The sequence below is a fragment of the Megasphaera sp. UPII 135-E genome (assembly GCF_000221545.1).
In the GTDB taxonomy this organism is placed as follows: Bacteria; Bacillota; Negativicutes; order Veillonellales; family Megasphaeraceae; genus Megasphaera; species Megasphaera hutchinsoni.
The window spans coordinates 1-17,051 of record NZ_AFUG01000032.1; the positions used below are offsets into that span (position 1 = coordinate 1).

Here is a 17,051-nt window from a genome sequence, read left to right on the forward strand (position 1 = left end):
TGCTCATAGCTTTTTTTACATCATTTTATGGTTAAGTAAATAGGTTTTGCTAATACTAGTTAGGCATTAGCGGAATAAATTAATAAAAAACATTAGAATAGAAGCATTTACGGGATCTATAATTAAGGAACCAATTAACGGAATGACAAAAAAAGCGGCAGGGGCAGGTCCGAATAAAGTGGTCATTGCAGTCATATTGGCAATGGCGTTTGGCGTTGCACCTAAACCAAAGCCACAAACACCAGAAGACATAACTGCTGCTTCATAATTTTTACCCATAAAGCGAAATACACAGATATATGCAAATATACCTATGAAACAAATTTGTACGCCTAATAGAACAAACATTGGTACAGCTAAAGAAGCTAACTGCCACAACTTTAATCCCATGAGTACACAGGTTAGAAAAATGGTTAATCCTATATTTCCTAAAACTTCACTTTCCCGTTGATAAGTAGGAAAAATATGGGTTATATCAGATAGGTTACGGATAATTGCAGCCATTAACATAGAACCGATATATGCAGGAAAAATAAGTCCGACTATAACAAAAAATTTGCTGATCAGCGTGCCTAATCCCATGGCCAAGCATAAATGAGCCATACCATTCATAAAACACTGATTATTAATCGATTGACCACAGCGGCAGGCATGACTTAAAATTTCGGTAGGATCGTCTTGTTGACAAGCAATAGCCTCTAATTGTTCTCGTTCGGGACGCATTAATTCTGGATCTAAACGTTCTTCGGCGGCAAAACTGTGTAGATAAAAGCGTTTTACTAGTGTTTCTCCTACGGGACCACCGATAATACCTCCAGCTACTAATCCGAATGTAGCTGCAGCAATAGAAATGGTAGTACCATTAGCAAGGCCTAGGTCTTCTAACAGGGGACCAAAAGCCGCCGCTGTAGCATGTCCACCGATGAGTGGAATAGACCCTGTTGCCAAGCCTAGAAGGGGATTAATATGAAAGGCATGAACAATAGCTAAACTAATTATGTTTTGTAGCAAAATAATGAGAACGGTGACAACGGCCATTTTTATTACTAATAAGCCCCCTCTTTTTATTAAAGTGATACTAGCCGTATAGCCGACGCTGGTAAAAAATAACATCATACAAAGGTTTTGCATATCTGCATTTAAGCTAATTTGGACGATTCCTTGTGTATATAAGATGCAATGTACTATTGCAAATAGTAAACCACCTACTACGGGAGCAGGTATACAATATTGGCGCAATATGGAAATATGAGAACAAAAAAAGACGCCGACATAAAACACTGCAATTATCGCCGCTAAAGATTGAAACATATTTAGCGTTATAGTCATATTAAGACACCTCTTTTAACTCACTTAGTGATTATGCTTTATACGCGTTGATTGATAATAAGTATAACATAAATAAATAGTTTAAACAATATACCTTATTCATTTTTAAAAAGCGTTATGGTATAGCATTTCAGCATCTTGATAGTGATATTAATCTGGTAGAATATAAGGGGGATGATAAAAATCGATATTTCCTGTATGAAAAGGAGAACCTACGAATGATAAATGTTGTAAATCGGTGGCTTGCATATCCAAGGACATCATTTCTTTGGCATATAATGAGGCCTGTTTTAAAAATGGTGGAATTTTGGATACATAAGGGATCACAGCTGAAGATTGCTTGATAAATTTTCGTCCTACGGGAGATAGACCGAGGATACGAGCATAGGGGGGCCCTTCTTTGTAAGCTTGCTGAAATAGGCTGGCTGCTGGATGTAAGACGATATAAGATCCCATGCGACATAAGCGACGATAAGAATAGCGTCTTGTTTTTAATTTACATAAGGCATCGTGCCAGGTGCTACTGTGAGATACAATATGTAAAAAACGTTGTTCCAGTCCTTCAGAAAAAGCGGGTAATGTTCGTAATGTATCAAGTGATTGTTGTCGGAGTGCATAAAGAATAAAATCGCCGTAGCGCGTATAATCTGTATATTCGCCTTGGGAGCGGATATCATTGAGGTCATTTTTTACTATTGGGGGAAGATATGCGTGAAGGAATGCGGTATCATTTTTTTGAAAGGCTTTACGTAATAAGGACCCTGAAGCAAATCCCTTTTCTATGGTCATGCTATCGTGCCGATTACTACGCAAAATAGGATACAATTCCATTTTTGAAGCATATGTAGAACGAGCTGCTTCGTATTCGATTCCAAGTAACGCATTAGGAGAACCGAGCATTTTTTGTTGGGTTGGCGTTAGCAAAGGGCGAAGTTGATTGGTTATATATTGTCCATATGTATAGTTTCCTGGAGAAAAAGGGACTTGTTCTATTTTTTTGCGTTTTTGGTATATCTCATAAAAGTCGTGAGCAGTGCCTATTTCGGAGCCAAAGGCAAGTTGTTGACAGCCTATCCGTGCGGCTAAACGAACTGCACCTGCTGCAAATGCTGGTGCGGCTGAGAGGGCATATACAGTGGGTAATTCTAGTACTACATCTGCACCAGATTGAATTGCCCAAGCTGCACGACGCCACTTGGTAAATAATGCTGGTTCTCCGCGTTGTACAAAGGAACCACTTAATATAATGATAAGTGGTGTAGTTGTAGTAACATGCGAACGAAGAGTGGTTAGCAAAAAAATCGTGTCCTTGATGAAAAGGATTAAATTCAGCAATAATAGCAATTGGTTTCATAAGTTGCCTCTATTTGATATCATTTATGCTACATATAACATTTATGCTACATATAATACTATTAGTATACTATTGAATGGGAATACTGCCAATTGGTATATTGTTATAACTTATCTAATAGAAGAGGTTATTGTAGGTATAGGAAAAAATATTAGATTGCAGATTTTCAAATGTTGTAAATGTGATACAATAATATATATTTATATAATTTATTTTAAAAGGCGGTTTTTACATGCAAAGTATGACAGGATATGGTAGGGGTGTAGCGACGACGGAGCAGTGTGCAGTAGAAATAGAAATACGAACGATTAATCAGCGTTTTTTAGAATTTAATATACGCTTACCTCATCGATATTTGGTTTGGGAAGAACAAATTCGGAAACAATTAAAAGAGCATATTTCTCGAGGAAAAGTGGATGTATATGTCACTATTCGAGAAGGCGAACAGGAAAATCCACAAGTTATTGTACATAAGGGATTATTGCAAGCCTATAAAGAAGGGTTAGAAAAGGCTCAATCAGTGGGGTTTGAACAAGAACCAATTCGGTTGCAAGATGTGATGCAATTATCAACAGAATGGGTTACAATTGCACCTCGTGTATGGTCACAGGAAGAAGAACAATTATTTTCTTCCATTTTGTCAGATGCGTTGCAAGATGCTATACAAGGTGTATTAGACATGCGTCTTAGAGAAGGGGCACATTTAAAAGAAGACCTTCAAAAACGATGTGAACGATTAGTACAGGTAATTGATGATATCACCGCACGGAAAGAGCATATTATAAAATCATATAAATTGCGACTTATGGAAAAAATTGCAGCTATTTTTGCTAATAAAGAGTATGCTATGGATGAAAATCGTATTTTACAAGAAGTTGCGATTCATGCAGATAAGGTTGATTTTACAGAAGAAGTTGTACGCTTTCGCAGCCATGTGGTACAATTAACAAAGCTCATGACTTTACAAAAACCAATTGGCCGACAGGTAGATTTTTTGTTACAAGAAATGAATCGGGAAGTCAATACGTTGGGTTCTAAAACAACTGATATAGACGTAACAGCTTGGGTCATGTTGTTAAAAAATGAAATTGAAAAGATACGAGAACAAATACAAAATATTGAGTGATGGTGAGCGTATGAGTTTTAATTTATTAAATATTGGGTTTGGCAATATGGTCATGGGAAATAAGGTTGTTGCCATTATTAGTCCTGAATCAGCACCAATTAAGCGGATGATTCAAGAAGCACGTGAAGGAAATCGATTAATTGATGCTACGTTTGGTCGTAAAACGAGAGCATTACTAATTATGGATAATGGACAAATTATTTTGTCGGCATTACAAGCAGAAACGATTTCGCATCGACTTGTTACAGTGGAGCCAGAAGATACAGTAGAATAAGGAGATGAAAGATATGGCAGATACGGGATTGCTGATCGTATTTTCAGGACCATCTGGTGCAGGTAAAGGAACGATTTGTGAAGCATTACGTAAAAATTTTCCTAATGTAAATTATTCGATTTCTATGACAACACGTCAACCACGGGTAGGAGAAAAAGATGGTGTCGATTATTATTTTACTTCGGCTAGTGAATTTGAAACATTATTAAAGAAGCAAGCTTTTTTAGAATATGCCAAGGTATATGATCATTATTATGGTACGCCTAAAGAACATGTATATGGACTATTAGCACAGGGAAAACATGTGTTATTGGAAATAGATATTCAAGGTGCGATGCAGGTTCGTGCACAATATCCAAATTGCGTTTGTATTTATATCGTACCACCTAGCCTTGATATATTAGCAAAACGTTTGCGTGAGCGCCATACAGATACAGAAGAAGTTATTTGTAAGAGGCTTCATAAAACGAAAGAAGAATTGCAGTGGATTTCTAAATATGATTATCTTATTATCAATAATGATTTATCTCAGGCTATCAAAGAAGCAATTGCTATTGTTCAGGCCGAGCAATGTAAGGTAATACGATTGCAAGAAAAAAGAGAAAAAATTTTAAATGCCTATTAAAACGGAGGAGATAATATGTTAATTAAGCCAAGTTTAGAAGATTTAATCAAAAAAGTAGATAGTAAATATACATTGGTAACCTTAGCCGCTAAGCGTGCACGGGAAATTACTAGTGGGGACACCCCGTTAGTGGATGTACCGACGAATAAGGTTGTTTCCCTGGCGATGGAAGAAATCAAAGAAGGTAAAATAACGTTTGAATCGCCCAAAAATAGTATCAAATAATCAGGAGGCAATCATGCTTTTAGAAAATAAACATGTTGTGTTAGCCGTTACTGGTGGAATTGCTGCATTTAAAGCAGCGAGTATTACTAGTTTGTTGCGTAAGCAAGGTGCAGAGGTAAAATGTATTATGACCGCACATGCAACGGAATTTATTACACCATTAACGTTGCGAGAAATTTCCGGCAATCCTGTCGCTACTTCGTTGTTTGGCGAAACGCCTGAATTTAATGTGGAACATATTTCGTTAGCACGGTGGGCTGATATAGTGGTGGTAGCGCCAGCTACGGCAAATATTATTGGTAAAATTGCAAACGGTATTGCTGACGATTTAGTGAGTACGGTTATTATGGCTACGCAAGCTCCCATATTATTGGTACCGGCAATGAATAGTAATATGTATGCTAATGAAATTGTGCAAGCTAATTTACAGCGTCTATCTCAGTATGGATATCTCAGCATGGAGCCAGATAGTGGTTACTTAGCATGTGGTATTGAAGGTAAGGGGAGAATGCCTGAACCAGTTGATATCATTAAAGAAATTGAATTTCAGCTTAGTCGCACGACTCGTTTTACGGGAAAAAAGTTATTGTTACAGCAGGGGGAACTAGAGAACCGTTGGATCCCGTGCGGTTTTTAGGTAATCATTCCAGCGGTCGCATGGGATTTGCTATTGCCAAAGCGGCAGCACTTACAGGTGCGGAAGTCATCTTAATAACGGGAGCAACGAATTTAGAAACACCGCGTGGGGTTTCTAAACGTATTGACGTGACAACGACACGCGAAATGAAGGACGCTGTTGACCAATTATATGATGACTGTGATATGGTTATTAAAGCAGCAGCTGTAGCTGATTATCGTGTTTCTTGTCCGGCAAAAAATAAAATAAAAAAAACAGACGATCGGTTAGAATTAAAATTAGAAAAAAATCCAGATATTTTGCATTCTTTAGGTGAGCGTAAGCACCAGCAAATCTTGGTGGGCTTTGCCGCAGAAACGACTAATATTGTAGAATATGGAATGGCAAAATTACAGAAAAAAAATTTAGACATGTTAGTTGCTAATGATGTCAGTGTGGAAGGTGCCGGTTTTCGTGGCGAAACGAATATTGCTACCTTGTTATTTGCTGATGGTACACAAGAAGCGTTGCCTAAAATGGATAAATTTGAATTAGCGACGATTATTATGGAACGAGCTATTTCTATTTGGGAAAAACGGCACGCTTAGGGTAAAGAAAAATTAAACTTACTATTGCATTATTTATAGGCATAGTATATACTTAATTTGTATAATGAAATATAGTTCCATCAAGAGTCGGCGGAGGGATTGGCCCTGTGATGCCGCAGCAACCTTCGATAGAAAGGTGCTAATTCCAACAGTTATACTACTGGAAGATGGGTATTGTTCCCCCTCTTACCAGAGGGGAATTTTTTTTAGGAGGAATAAAATGGCTAAAAATCGTGAATTTTTTACTTCTGAATCTGTAACGGAAGGCCATCCTGATAAAATGGCAGATCAAATTTCTGATGGCATTTTAGATGCGATTTTGGAAAAAGATCCACATGCTCGTGTAGCATGTGAAACAGTGTTAACAACAGGTCTTATTCATGTGGTAGGAGAAATTTCTACAAGTTGTTATGTTGATATTCCACGTATTATTCGTGATACTGTGCGTGATATTGGGTATACACGGGCAAAATATGGTTTTGATTGTGATACTTGTGGTATTCTTGTTTCATTAGATGAACAATCTGGCGATATTGCAATGGGTGTTGATGCTGCCAAAGAATATAAAGAAAGTAAGACAGATGAATTTGATGCTATTGGTGCAGGCGATCAGGGTATGATGTTTGGCTATGCTACAAATGAAACTGATGATTATATGCCTTTGCCTATTTCTTTAGCACATCGGTTATCTCGTCGATTAGCAGCAGTTCGTAAAAATAAAACCTTATCATATTTGCGTCCTGATGGCAAAACACAGGTTACTGTAGAATATGAAGACGGAAAACCTGTACATATTGATACGATTGTTATTTCGACACAACATAGTCCAGAAGTAACACGTGAACAAATTGAAAAAGATTTAATTGCGTATGTATTAAAACCAGAATTAACGGATGGGTTATTTGATGACAAAACCAAACTCTTTATTAATCCTACGGGTCGTTTTGTTATTGGTGGTCCACAAGGAGATTCAGGCTTAACCGGTCGTAAAATTATCGTAGATACGTATGGTGGTATGGCACGGCATGGAGGTGGTGCCTTCTCTGGTAAAGATCCTACAAAGGTAGACCGCTCCGCTGCATATGCGGCACGCTATGTTGCGAAAAATATTGTCGCTGCAGGTTTAGCGGATAAATGCGAAATACAATTGGCTTATGCGATTGGGGTTGCACGTCCTGTATCCATCCATGTAGATACATTTGGTACAGGTAAAGTGGATAACGAAACAATTGTACAGTTAATTGAAAAACATTTTGATTTGCGTCCAGCTGGCATTATTAAAATGTTAGATTTATTACGTCCTATTTATAAACAAACGGCTGCATATGGACATTTCGGACGGAATGATTTAGATTTACCATGGGAACGTACGGATAAAGCAGATGTGTTGCGTAAAGAAGCTGGTTTATAATTAAACGCATTGCTGATATATACTAGAGAATATAAAGTGAATATGATAAAATGAATAAGGGCTTGTATATCAAGCCCTTATCTTTATGTGCAGATGAGGCGACAATATGATTGCAGATATTATTATTAATACAACGGCTAAACAATTACAACAAACGTTTTCCTATCTCATACCTGAAGGATTGAATATTACTGTTGGTAGTCGTGTATTAATTCCTTTTGGATATCGAAAAGAAGAAGGTATTGTTATTTGCATTAGAGAAGCAAATGAGCGTGATTTTTCTTTTTCTTTAAAAGCAATATTAGAAGTATTATCACAGCAAAGTGGATTTCAAGAAGAAATGGTACAAACGGCACTTTGGATTCATTCGTATTATTTATGTACCATGGCTGATGCTTTTCGTCTATTTATGGTAGAAAAAAAGGGGATCACTCGTCAATCTTATCTTGTTGTGAACACGGGCATAACAGACCTTGATGTACATGATCAAAAAATTGTGCAGTCTATTTCTTCTTCTATGTGTTCGTATGAAAAAGCTATTTCTATTTTTGGTAAGCCCACAATAGAGCGGCTTATTAACCAACATATTATTCGTGTGCGAGCTACGATTAAAAATAATATTGTCGATAAACAAGAAACGATAGTACAGTGGGTACATGCGGATAATGAAGGTATATTAGTACGCCGGCCAAGGCAAAAGGCTTTATTGGCATATATGGAACAGCATAAAGAATGTACGTTAGAACAATTGTCACAGGATGGATTTCAGCGTCAACTGGTATTCGCATTATCTCAAACTGGGTGTATTGGTATCAGTAAACGGTTGAAGAAATCTAATTCAGCTGAGGGGATGTCATCTTTTTATTCACCATGGAAATTAACAAGTGAACAAGTGTCGGCAATACATACTGTACGCCAAGATATAGAGGGGAAAACCTACGTATTGCATGGGGTAACGGGTAGTGGAAAAACGGAAGTATATATTCAATTAACGGCAGATGTACTGGCTAAAGCAAAGCAAGTATTGGTCTTAGTTCCTGAAATCGCCTTAACGGGGCAAATGGTACAGCGCTTTTTAGCACGTTTTGGTGATGAAGTGGTCATTATGCATAGCAAATTGTCTAAGGGAGAACGCAAAGAAGCGTGGCTGCGAATGAAAGAAGGCTTGGCACATATTTGTATTGGTGCTCGCTCGGCGGTCTTTACGGGAGTCCAGCAATTAGGATTAGTTATTATAGATGAATGTCATGATACGTCTTATAAACAAGATGAAGCCCCACGGTATCATGCGGTTAAAGTTGCACAGAAACGTGCTGCCTATTATGGCTGTCCTGTTGTTTTGGGAAGTGCCACGCCGTTAATTACAGACTATTATCAAAGCTTGCAGGGAAAATATACTCTTTTATCATTATCGCAACGTGTGTCAGGAAGAAATTTACCATCAGTATGTGTAGTGGATATGCGCAGTGAGTTGGACATGGGAAATTATAGTGTCCTTTCATATACCCTCATGGATAAGTTAAAAAAGGCATTAGCTGCACATGAACAGGCGATTATTTTGTTAAATCGACGAGGATTTTCAACTTTTGTTATGTGTCGAAAATGTGGATTTGTCGTTATGTGCCAAACGTGTGAGGTGCCGATGGTATATCATAAAGACAATGAAGTATTACGTTGCCATTATTGTGAAGCCACGTCGCCTATCCCGCAGTGCTGCCCTCAATGCAATAGTAAATATATTAAATTTTTTGGTTCTGGTACAGAGAAAGTTGAAATGGAGCTGCATGAGTTATTTCCTACGGCTCGTGTCATGCGCTTGGATCAAGATACAACCGTATGCAAGCACCAAGGAGAAAATATTTTGGCAGCTTTTGGGCGAGGGGAAGCAGATATTTTATTAGGTACACAAATGGTTGCCAAAGGGCATGATTTCCCTAATGTAACTGTTGTAGGAATTTTGGCGGCAGATAGTCTATTAAATGTTCCTGCTTATTGGGCAGGAGAACGGACGTTCCAATTATTAACTCAAGCAGCAGGAAGGGCTGGCCGAGGAGATAAACCAGGAATAGTCGTCATGCAGACATATGCACCAGAACATTATGTGATTGAAAATGCAAAGAAACAAGATTATCTTTCTTTTTATAAGCAAGAAATTGAATATAGAAAAGCTTTTTTATATCCACCCTTTCATGATATGATCAAAATTTTAGTTCAAGATCAGCAGGAGTCTCGCGTATGGCAAACAGCAAATGCGTTATCGCAGCAATTGCAGCCGATAGTGAATCAACAAAAAGAGACAGAGTTGATTGGTCCTTTTGTTGATATAATTAAAAAAATACGAAATAAATATAGAGTTATTTTATTAATTAAGGGAAAAGATTTACAAGAAATAAAGGATTATATACGAACACAAAACATTTTACAACAACAAGGTGTTTTGATTGATGTAGATCCTCTTTAATATAGTGCTACAATATAATAGTGAAAATAAGGTCTTGTGTAGAGTAATAAAAAGAATAGCCTCATTTAAAAGAGGCTATTCTTATGTTATAATAAAAAATAAATTATTATAACATCTAGGAGGCTACTCATGAAATATAAAAGTACACGTTCATCAGTAACGGTAAATGCAATGGAGGCCTTATTGCATGGTTTAGCTATGGATGGGGGACTGTATGTACCAGAAACATTTCCTCAGGAAGTATTAGTCCATAAAGAATGGCAGGGGCTTTCTTATGAAGAGATAGCCACTTGTGTCTTGTCTTACTTTTTTTCAGAAATAGATAAAGATACGTTAGGTGCTATGATTCATAAAGCATATGGAAATGGCCGATTTGCAGCAGCAGAAGTAGTGCCGTTTCATTCATTAGATACAGATTTAACGGTGGCCGAATTATTTCACGGTCCCACCTTGGCTTTTAAGGATTTGGCGTTATCTTTATTTCCGCATTTACTGGTAGCTGCTAAAGAAAGAACTAATGAAAAAAAAGATATTTTAATCTTGACCGCTACTAGTGGAGATACAGGAAAAGCAGCATTAGAGGCGTTTAAAGATATTGAGGGCATTTCTATTATTGTATTCTATCCGCACGATGGTGTAAGTCCTATGCAGGCGTTGCAAATGCAAACACAAACAGGAAACAATGTTCACGTATTGGGATTACAAGGAAATTTTGATGAGGCACAAGCATTTGTCAAAGAAGTATTTACAGATTCGCAGGTACGGGAAAAAATAGCACAACGGGGTTATATTTTTTCTAGTGCCAATTCCATTAATATAGGTCGATTATTGCCGCAAATTGTATATTACGTATGGACGTATGCTCAATTAATAGAACGGGGGTGCATAACCCAGGGAGAAGCATTTAATGTTGTTGTTCCAACGGGGAATTTTGGCAATATTTTGGCTGCTTACATGGCAAAACGCATGGGGATACCTATTCACACCCTTCTTTGTGCATCAAATGAAAATCACATTTTAACTGATTTTCTTCAGATGGGAATTTATAATGAAAAACGTCCATTCTATAAAACGACTAGTCCTTCTATGGATATTGTTCGTTCAAGTAATTTAGAACGATTTTTATATTATGTGATGGGAGAAGATACTACTCATATGATTCGTTGGCAGGAACAAATACAGAATAATAAACAAGCAACCGTGCCTACGGAAATATTGCAACAAATTCAAAAGGAAATGCTAGGTGGATATGCAAGCGACGAAATAATTTTAGAAAGTATTCGTCACGTATATGATCGAGATGGTTATTTATTGGATCCGCATACGGCGGTGGGATATGCCGTATATCAAAAACATAAACGCAACCATTTGCTACCTTCAAGACATACGGTATTAATGGCTACGGCCCATCCATACAAATTTCCACTTACCGTGCATCAAGCATTAGGTTTGGCAAATACCACTGATCCATTTACGGCATTATTACAATTACAAGATATGACGGGAATCGCTATTCCTAGGGCACTTCATGAATTGTCCCATAAAAAACGTCGCTTTATGTCAGCGGTCAGTTCATCACAGTTAGAATCAGCTGTGTTAGAAGCGGCTGATTTTATGAAGAAGCGAAGTGATATGCATGAATAAAGGGGTTATATATATGATTTTATCGGCGCTTTCCTTTAGCATTCAAAATGTTATTGTGAAAGAGCTCGCGTATACGATGGGAACTGGAGAAATTGCTTTTTTCAGAGGACTATTTAGTGCCATTATTATTTTAGTAATGATGAAAGCACAGGGGATTCACTTTTCTAAAGAAGATAGAGGCACCTTGCTTTTTCGTGGTGTTATGGGTGGTTCCGGGATGATTTGTCTGTTCATTGCATTGGGGGGAATGCCCTTAGCAGATGTTTCCATTTTATCGCAATTGTCGGCGTTTTTTGTAATGATTTTTGCAGCTGTTTTTTTAAAAGAAATGATGCCGAAAAATAGTTTTATTCCATTGGTAGTAATTGTTATAGGGGCATGTATGGTTGTACGACCATGGAATTTTTCATCCTTTAATGTATATTCTATTTTTGTTTTAATTCAAGCTATTTGTGCAGCAGCTGCCTATACAACTATTAGTAAATTAACCGGATCAGGTAAACATCATCAATACGAAATTGTATTTTATTTTCTTGCTTGTGCTTGTTTGTCAGGAATTATCTTGATGGGAGGACATTTTCAAGTACCTACGGCGTGGGAATGGTTTTTATATATTGGATTAGGTGTTATTACGGTTATTGCTCAGGTGTTAATGACCGATGCATATGCTTGTGCGAATCCAGTTGTAGTTAGTTTTGTGGCTTATATTGCCGTATTTTTTAACGCTTTTTGGGGTTTTGCTATTTTTGATGAAGTGATGACAACCATGACCATTCTAGGGGGGATATGTATTGTTGGTGGCTCTATGTATTTAACAAAGTTAAAACATGATCGGTTAGCAAAAAAAACATAGACTAAGGGGTAAAAAACGGATAACTATATGATGAATACATCTTTTTTCAGGGAATCACATTTGAAATTAAGTCTATTTGCACTTCTGGGTTTATTATTAATAGGAATTCATTGGTATTTTCCTGATTTTTATGAAACTATATGGCATTTAGCTATTACGGGGAATATTGAGGGAACCGTAGAGTATATACATTCTTTTGGCGTTTGGGCGGTTGTTATTAGCAGCTTTATTACTATTTTTGTGACAATGGTAGGGGTATTGCCATCTATATTTATTTCTGCTGCAAACGGTGTGATTTTTGGCCTTGTAGGAGGTACGCTGATTTCTTGGCTATCAGAAACGATAGGAGTAACAATTAGTTTTATTTTAATGCGAACGTTATTTCATAGTACTGTCAAACAATGGATAACACATAAGCATCTTTTATTTAAATTAGATAAGTATAGTACTTTTTCTAACATGCTTTTAGCAAGAGCAATTCCCTATGCACCTAATGGAGTAGTTACGGCTTTAGGTGCAGTTAGTAGTTTGCGCTATAAAGAATATATAGCAGCATGTTTGATTGGAAAATTGCCATCGGTGGCATTTGAAGTGCTCGTGGGACATGATTTTATTTTATTCCGTAATCATGGCAGTCGTTTAGTAGTTACCTTATTAGGAATTTCCATTTGTTATGCTATTATTATTTATTTTCGACGTAGAAAATAATTGTAAAGGAGGTATATTATTATGAAAAAAGAATACGAATTAGCTAAAAAATATCATTTAGAAGGAAATAATTGTGTTGAATCTATTGTTAAGACTTGTAATGACAGTATGCAATTACAATTACCAGAGGAAGCCATTCGTATGGTATCTGGTTTAGGTGGTGGGTTGGGCCGTTCTGGCTGTGTATGCGGTGCATTAAGTGGCGCTTGTTTAGTATTGGGAGCATTAGTTGGTCGATTAGATCCAGCAGAAAAACCGCTACCGGAAGTCTATCAATATACGGGGGAATTTCATAATCGGTTTAAAAAACATTTTGGTACAACTTGTTGCCGTAGCTTGAATAAATTACAATTTGGGACCCCTGAATATCGCAAATATTGTATTAACATTACTGCAACAGCGGCAGATATGCTTTCTGATTTCATTGAAGAAAAGGGGTTGCAAAAAAAGAATAGCATAAAATAAACGTTACGTAATTGAAAAGAAGTTTCAATATATAGTGACAAATTGATTAATATACATTATGATAGTAGTAAAAAGGAGATGAATATAATGTCTGAATTTTCAAGTTGTACTACTATTTTAGTTGGGAAATACGCTTCGTTAGACGGATCTACGTTAGTAGCTCGTAATGAAGATGGGCACGATGAACCAGAACCGCAACAATTTGTCGTGGTTCAACCAGAAAATCAACCCAAAGTGTATTATACATTCAAGGGCAATGTAGAAATTCCATTACCGCCGAATCCTTTACGGTACACGGCTACACCAAATGCTATTTTAGAACATGGTATCTTTGGGGCATCTGGGATTAATAGTGCTAATGTTGCTATGTCAGCAACTGAAACGATTACAAGTAATCCGCGTGTTTTGGGAGCAGATCCGTATGTGGAAGCATCGTTGGGAGAAGCTGATTTATTAACTATTGTTTTGCCATATATCAAAACGCCGCGGGAAGGCGTCTTACGCATGGGACAATTATTAGAACAATATGGTACTTTTGAACCCAATGGTATGGTGTTTAGTAATGCCGATGAAATTTGGTATATGGAAACCTATGGTGGACACCATTGGGCAGCGATTCGTATTCCTGATGATTGTTATGTGGTAGCTCCGAATCGATTGAATATAGATGTATTTGATTTTGATAATCCTGATGTATTATATTGCAAAGATTTACCTGATTTTATTGAACGTAACCATTTAAATCCTGATTTTGATGAATTAAATTTGCGTCATACTTTGGGAAGTTCCGATTATAAAGATGTGCAATATAATAATCCGCGTGCTTGGTATGTACAAAAATATTTTTCGGATACAACACGTTCTTATCATGAAAAATATCCCTTTGTAGATGATCCTGATTGCCCAGATTTACCTTTTATTTGTTATCCTAAGCAAAAGATTTCTATTGAAGATATAAAATGGGCTCTTTCATCTCATTATGAAGGAACTCCGTATGATCCATATGGAACCGGTAGTGAAGCTGATAGGAAAAAATATCGTGCTATTGGATTAAATCGAAATATGGAAGTACATGTTTTACAAATGCGTCCGAATGTACCTGCTGATATTTCTGGTATTCAATGGGTAGGTATGGCTTCTAATCCATATAATTGTATGGTGCCTTTTTATACAGCTATTTCAGATACGCCTGCATCATATCGGGATACACCTATAAAATATGATCCTAATTATATGTATTGGTTAATTCAAACAATGGCAGTTATTGGCGACCGTAATTATACATTTTTCGGTACTCAGCATTATGATTTTGAAAAGAAGATGAGTGCGACGTTACGTCACATGCAACAGCAATATGATAAGGAATTTATACAAAAGAACTTAAGTGGTATGGATGCCGTTGAATTTTTAACAAAAGCGAATCAAGAAATGGCAGATGCATTATTTGCTGCAGCAAAAGCGTTATTAGGAGATTTTGTTTGCACAGGTAGTCATAAAATGACATTGCGTTTTAATTTGGCCGATTAATAAAGAATAAAAAAGTGGTGAGTAAGCATGCTTACTCACCACTTTTTTTTATTCTTTATCTCTTGAAAGATCAACTTCTTTTAAAGGAATAATATGTGTTTTGTGTTTGAGTTTGTGATATAGAAAAACAATAAGAAAAATAGGAATACCGATATATACTACGGATGCACCATACCAGTCGATATGAGTGCCGAGAAAGGCGGAATAATTTTGTCCTGCCGTAATAATAATACACATCATGAGTGCCAATAGGGGACCAAAGGGAAATAAAGTTGCTCGATAGGGCAGTTTACGTAAGTCCTTTCCTTGTGCGATGTAAGCTCGGCGAAAACGATAATGGCAAAGGGCAATTCCAATCCATGTAATAAAACCGGCCATGCCACTAATGTTAACGAGCCAAGCATAAGCTTTTCCTTCACCAATAAGAGAAGTTAAAAAAGCAGCTAAACCAAAGGCAGCAGTAGCTATTAACGCATTTACAGGAACGCCACGTTTGTTTAGTTTCAAAAAACATTTTGGTGCTTGCCCTGTTTCCGCGAGGGCATATAGCATACGCGTTGAAACATATAAACCTGAATTTCCTGCTGATAAAACGGCTGTTAAGATGACCGCATTCATGATAGAGGCAGCGGCAACTAATCCAAACCGTTCAAATACTAAGGTAAAAGGACTAATAGAAATATTGGCAATATCCGTATTTAGCAAATTAGGATCGGTATAAGGAATTAAAAATCCGATGACAATAAATGAGCCAAAATAGAATAATAAAATTCGCCAAAAAATAGAATGAACCGCACGAGGAATGTTTTTTTCTGGATCTTCACTTTCACCAGCTGCAATACCAATCATTTCGGTGCCTTGAAAGGAAAAACCGGCGACCATAAATATTCCGAGCATTGAGGTAAAGCCGCCAACAAAAGGTGCATCTTTAATAAACCAATTGGTAAAACCAGGAGATTCACCAGGACCAATACCTAAAATAAGACAAGCCCCAGCAAAAAGAAAACTAAAACAGTGACCACTTTAATACCTGAAAATATAAATTCACTTTCACCATAGGAGCGGGTAGAAAGATAATTCAATAGAAAAAGGACTATTAAAAACAAACCACTCCATAGTGAGGCAGGTAATTCGGGAAACCAATATTTCATAATTAATGAGCCAGCGACTAATTCAGCGGCTAAGGTAATTGCCCAATTAAACCAATAATTCCAGCCTAAGGCAAAACCTAACGATTTATCTACATAGCGATTGGCATACGTTTCAAAAGAGCCGCTGACAGGTAAGTACGCTGCCATTTCGCCAAGACTAGTCATGAGGAAATATACCATAACCCCAATAAGTGCATATGCTACAAGGGCACCGCCTGGACCAGCAGAACTTACTGTTTCTCCACCAGCAACAAAAAGACCTGTACCGATGGCACCACCGATGGCAATCATATTCATATGACGTGCTTTGAGGCTGCGGCGTAATTTCTGTTTTTCGTCTTTCATATAATCACAACCTTTTACTATAATAAATAAAAACTACTTTTCTATTATACAGAAACTTCAATGACCTGACAATTAAAATGAGCGTAAAATACAAATTTAGCATTATCATTTCAGGTATTATATGGAGATAATAGAAAATAAGGGAAGGCCAATAAAAAAAACACAACGCAGATATAAATATCTGCGTTGTGTTTTCTTTTGGCGGAGCGGGTGGGATTCGAACCCACGAGACCTTTCGGTCCAACTGATTTCGAGTCAGCCCCGTTATGACCACTTCGATACCGCTCCATATGACGCTTTGTTATTTTAGCATAAAAATATAGTAGCGT

13 protein-coding genes, 1 tRNA gene, 2 pseudogenes and 1 riboswitch are annotated in these 17,051 nt (G+C 37.1%); of the genes and pseudogenes, 12 read left to right on the forward strand and 4 right to left on the reverse strand.

What is annotated here, in order from left to right:
* Positions 1–66: 66 nt before the first annotated feature.
* Positions 67–1,329 carry a sodium/glutamate symporter gene (locus HMPREF1040_RS04355; RefSeq protein WP_007392739.1) on the reverse strand — a complete coding sequence of 421 codons (1,263 nt, stop codon included), beginning with the start codon at positions 1,327–1,329 and terminating at the stop codon, positions 67–69.
* 150 nt (positions 1,330–1,479) lie between these two features.
* The gene (locus HMPREF1040_RS04360) at positions 1,480–2,625 is read right to left on the reverse strand and encodes a nucleotidyltransferase family protein (protein WP_255261332.1); all 1,146 of its coding nucleotides are present in this window, start codon (positions 2,623–2,625) and stop codon (positions 1,480–1,482) included.
* 290 nt (positions 2,626–2,915) lie between these two features.
* On the opposite strand from HMPREF1040_RS04360, the gene HMPREF1040_RS04365 reads away from it, so the two are divergent.
* The 12 genes and pseudogenes from HMPREF1040_RS04365 to HMPREF1040_RS04425 all read left to right on the forward strand — a co-directional run bounded on the left by HMPREF1040_RS04365 (position 2,916) and on the right by HMPREF1040_RS04425 (position 15,226).
* Positions 2,916–3,809 (forward strand): YicC/YloC family endoribonuclease, encoded by an 894-nt coding sequence (locus HMPREF1040_RS04365; protein WP_007392798.1) that lies wholly within the window; start codon positions 2,916–2,918, stop codon positions 3,807–3,809.
* Between the two features lie 10 nt (positions 3,810–3,819).
* Entirely contained in the window at positions 3,820–4,083 is a 264-nt protein-coding gene (gene remA / locus HMPREF1040_RS04370; protein ID WP_007392795.1) for an extracellular matrix/biofilm regulator RemA, read from the forward strand.
* A gap of 13 nt (positions 4,084–4,096) precedes the next feature.
* Positions 4,097–4,708: a guanylate kinase gene (gmk, locus tag HMPREF1040_RS04375; protein ID WP_007392728.1), complete on the forward strand. Its 612-nt coding sequence runs from the start codon at positions 4,097–4,099 to the stop codon at positions 4,706–4,708.
* Positions 4,709–4,723: 15 nt separating this feature from the next.
* The gene (gene rpoZ / locus HMPREF1040_RS04380; protein ID WP_007392789.1) at positions 4,724–4,933 is read left to right on the forward strand and encodes a DNA-directed RNA polymerase subunit omega; all 210 of its coding nucleotides are present in this window, start codon (positions 4,724–4,726) and stop codon (positions 4,931–4,933) included.
* A gap of 13 nt (positions 4,934–4,946) precedes the next feature.
* Positions 4,947–6,157 (forward strand): annotated as a pseudogene (gene coaBC / locus HMPREF1040_RS07835) (bifunctional phosphopantothenoylcysteine decarboxylase/phosphopantothenate--cysteine ligase CoaBC).
* A gap of 74 nt (positions 6,158–6,231) precedes the next feature.
* Positions 6,232–6,331, forward strand: a riboswitch (SAM riboswitch).
* Positions 6,332–6,377: 46 nt separating this feature from the next.
* The gene (metK, locus tag HMPREF1040_RS04395; RefSeq protein WP_007392749.1) at positions 6,378–7,568 is read left to right on the forward strand and encodes a methionine adenosyltransferase; all 1,191 of its coding nucleotides are present in this window, start codon (positions 6,378–6,380) and stop codon (positions 7,566–7,568) included.
* 106 nt (positions 7,569–7,674) lie between these two features.
* Positions 7,675–10,029 (forward strand): primosomal protein N', encoded by a 2,355-nt coding sequence (gene priA, locus HMPREF1040_RS04400; protein WP_007392773.1) that lies wholly within the window; start codon positions 7,675–7,677, stop codon positions 10,027–10,029.
* A gap of 129 nt (positions 10,030–10,158) precedes the next feature.
* Positions 10,159–11,673: a threonine synthase gene (gene thrC, locus HMPREF1040_RS04405; RefSeq protein WP_007392791.1), complete on the forward strand. Its 1,515-nt coding sequence runs from the start codon at positions 10,159–10,161 to the stop codon at positions 11,671–11,673.
* Positions 11,666–12,526 (forward strand): DMT family transporter, encoded by an 861-nt coding sequence (locus tag HMPREF1040_RS04410; RefSeq protein WP_036257609.1) that lies wholly within the window; start codon positions 11,666–11,668, stop codon positions 12,524–12,526. Before thrC ends, HMPREF1040_RS04410 begins: the two co-directional genes overlap by 8 nt.
* Before the next feature lie 27 nt (positions 12,527–12,553).
* Positions 12,554–13,234 (forward strand): TVP38/TMEM64 family protein, encoded by a 681-nt coding sequence (locus HMPREF1040_RS04415; RefSeq protein ID WP_007392762.1) that lies wholly within the window; start codon positions 12,554–12,556, stop codon positions 13,232–13,234.
* Between the two features lie 21 nt (positions 13,235–13,255).
* The gene (locus tag HMPREF1040_RS04420) at positions 13,256–13,699 is read left to right on the forward strand and encodes a C-GCAxxG-C-C family (seleno)protein (RefSeq protein ID WP_007392783.1); all 444 of its coding nucleotides are present in this window, start codon (positions 13,256–13,258) and stop codon (positions 13,697–13,699) included.
* Positions 13,700–13,786: 87 nt separating this feature from the next.
* Positions 13,787–15,226 carry a C69 family dipeptidase gene (locus HMPREF1040_RS04425; RefSeq protein WP_007392766.1) on the forward strand — a complete coding sequence of 480 codons (1,440 nt, stop codon included), beginning with the start codon at positions 13,787–13,789 and terminating at the stop codon, positions 15,224–15,226.
* 48 nt (positions 15,227–15,274) lie between these two features.
* Here the strand turns inward: HMPREF1040_RS04425 and HMPREF1040_RS04430 are convergent.
* Positions 15,275–16,722 (reverse strand): annotated as a pseudogene (locus tag HMPREF1040_RS04430) (amino acid permease).
* A gap of 199 nt (positions 16,723–16,921) precedes the next feature.
* Positions 16,922–17,010, reverse strand: a tRNA-Ser gene (locus HMPREF1040_RS04435).
* Positions 17,011–17,051 lie beyond the last annotated feature (41 nt).

Excerpts from the sequence above, each read along its gene's own strand:
- HMPREF1040_RS04355 (WP_007392739.1), bottom strand. The coding sequence starts at position 1,329 with ATGACTATAACGCTAAATATGTTTCAATCTTTAGCGGCGATAATTGCA.
- HMPREF1040_RS04365 (WP_007392798.1), top strand. The coding sequence starts at position 2,916 with ATGCAAAGTATGACAGGATATGGTAGGGGTGTAGCGACGACGGAGCAG.
- remA (WP_007392795.1), top strand. The coding sequence starts at position 3,820 with ATGAGTTTTAATTTATTAAATATTGGGTTTGGCAATATGGTCATGGGA.
- gmk (WP_007392728.1), top strand. The coding sequence starts at position 4,097 with ATGGCAGATACGGGATTGCTGATCGTATTTTCAGGACCATCTGGTGCA.
- rpoZ (WP_007392789.1), top strand. The coding sequence starts at position 4,724 with ATGTTAATTAAGCCAAGTTTAGAAGATTTAATCAAAAAAGTAGATAGT.
- metK (WP_007392749.1), top strand. The coding sequence starts at position 6,378 with ATGGCTAAAAATCGTGAATTTTTTACTTCTGAATCTGTAACGGAAGGC.
- priA (WP_007392773.1), top strand. The coding sequence starts at position 7,675 with ATGATTGCAGATATTATTATTAATACAACGGCTAAACAATTACAACAA.
- thrC (WP_007392791.1), top strand. The coding sequence starts at position 10,159 with ATGAAATATAAAAGTACACGTTCATCAGTAACGGTAAATGCAATGGAG.
- HMPREF1040_RS04410 (WP_036257609.1), top strand. The coding sequence starts at position 11,666 with ATGAATAAAGGGGTTATATATATGATTTTATCGGCGCTTTCCTTTAGC.
- HMPREF1040_RS04415 (WP_007392762.1), top strand. The coding sequence starts at position 12,554 with ATGATGAATACATCTTTTTTCAGGGAATCACATTTGAAATTAAGTCTA.
- HMPREF1040_RS04420 (WP_007392783.1), top strand. The coding sequence starts at position 13,256 with ATGAAAAAAGAATACGAATTAGCTAAAAAATATCATTTAGAAGGAAAT.
- HMPREF1040_RS04425 (WP_007392766.1), top strand. The coding sequence starts at position 13,787 with ATGTCTGAATTTTCAAGTTGTACTACTATTTTAGTTGGGAAATACGCT.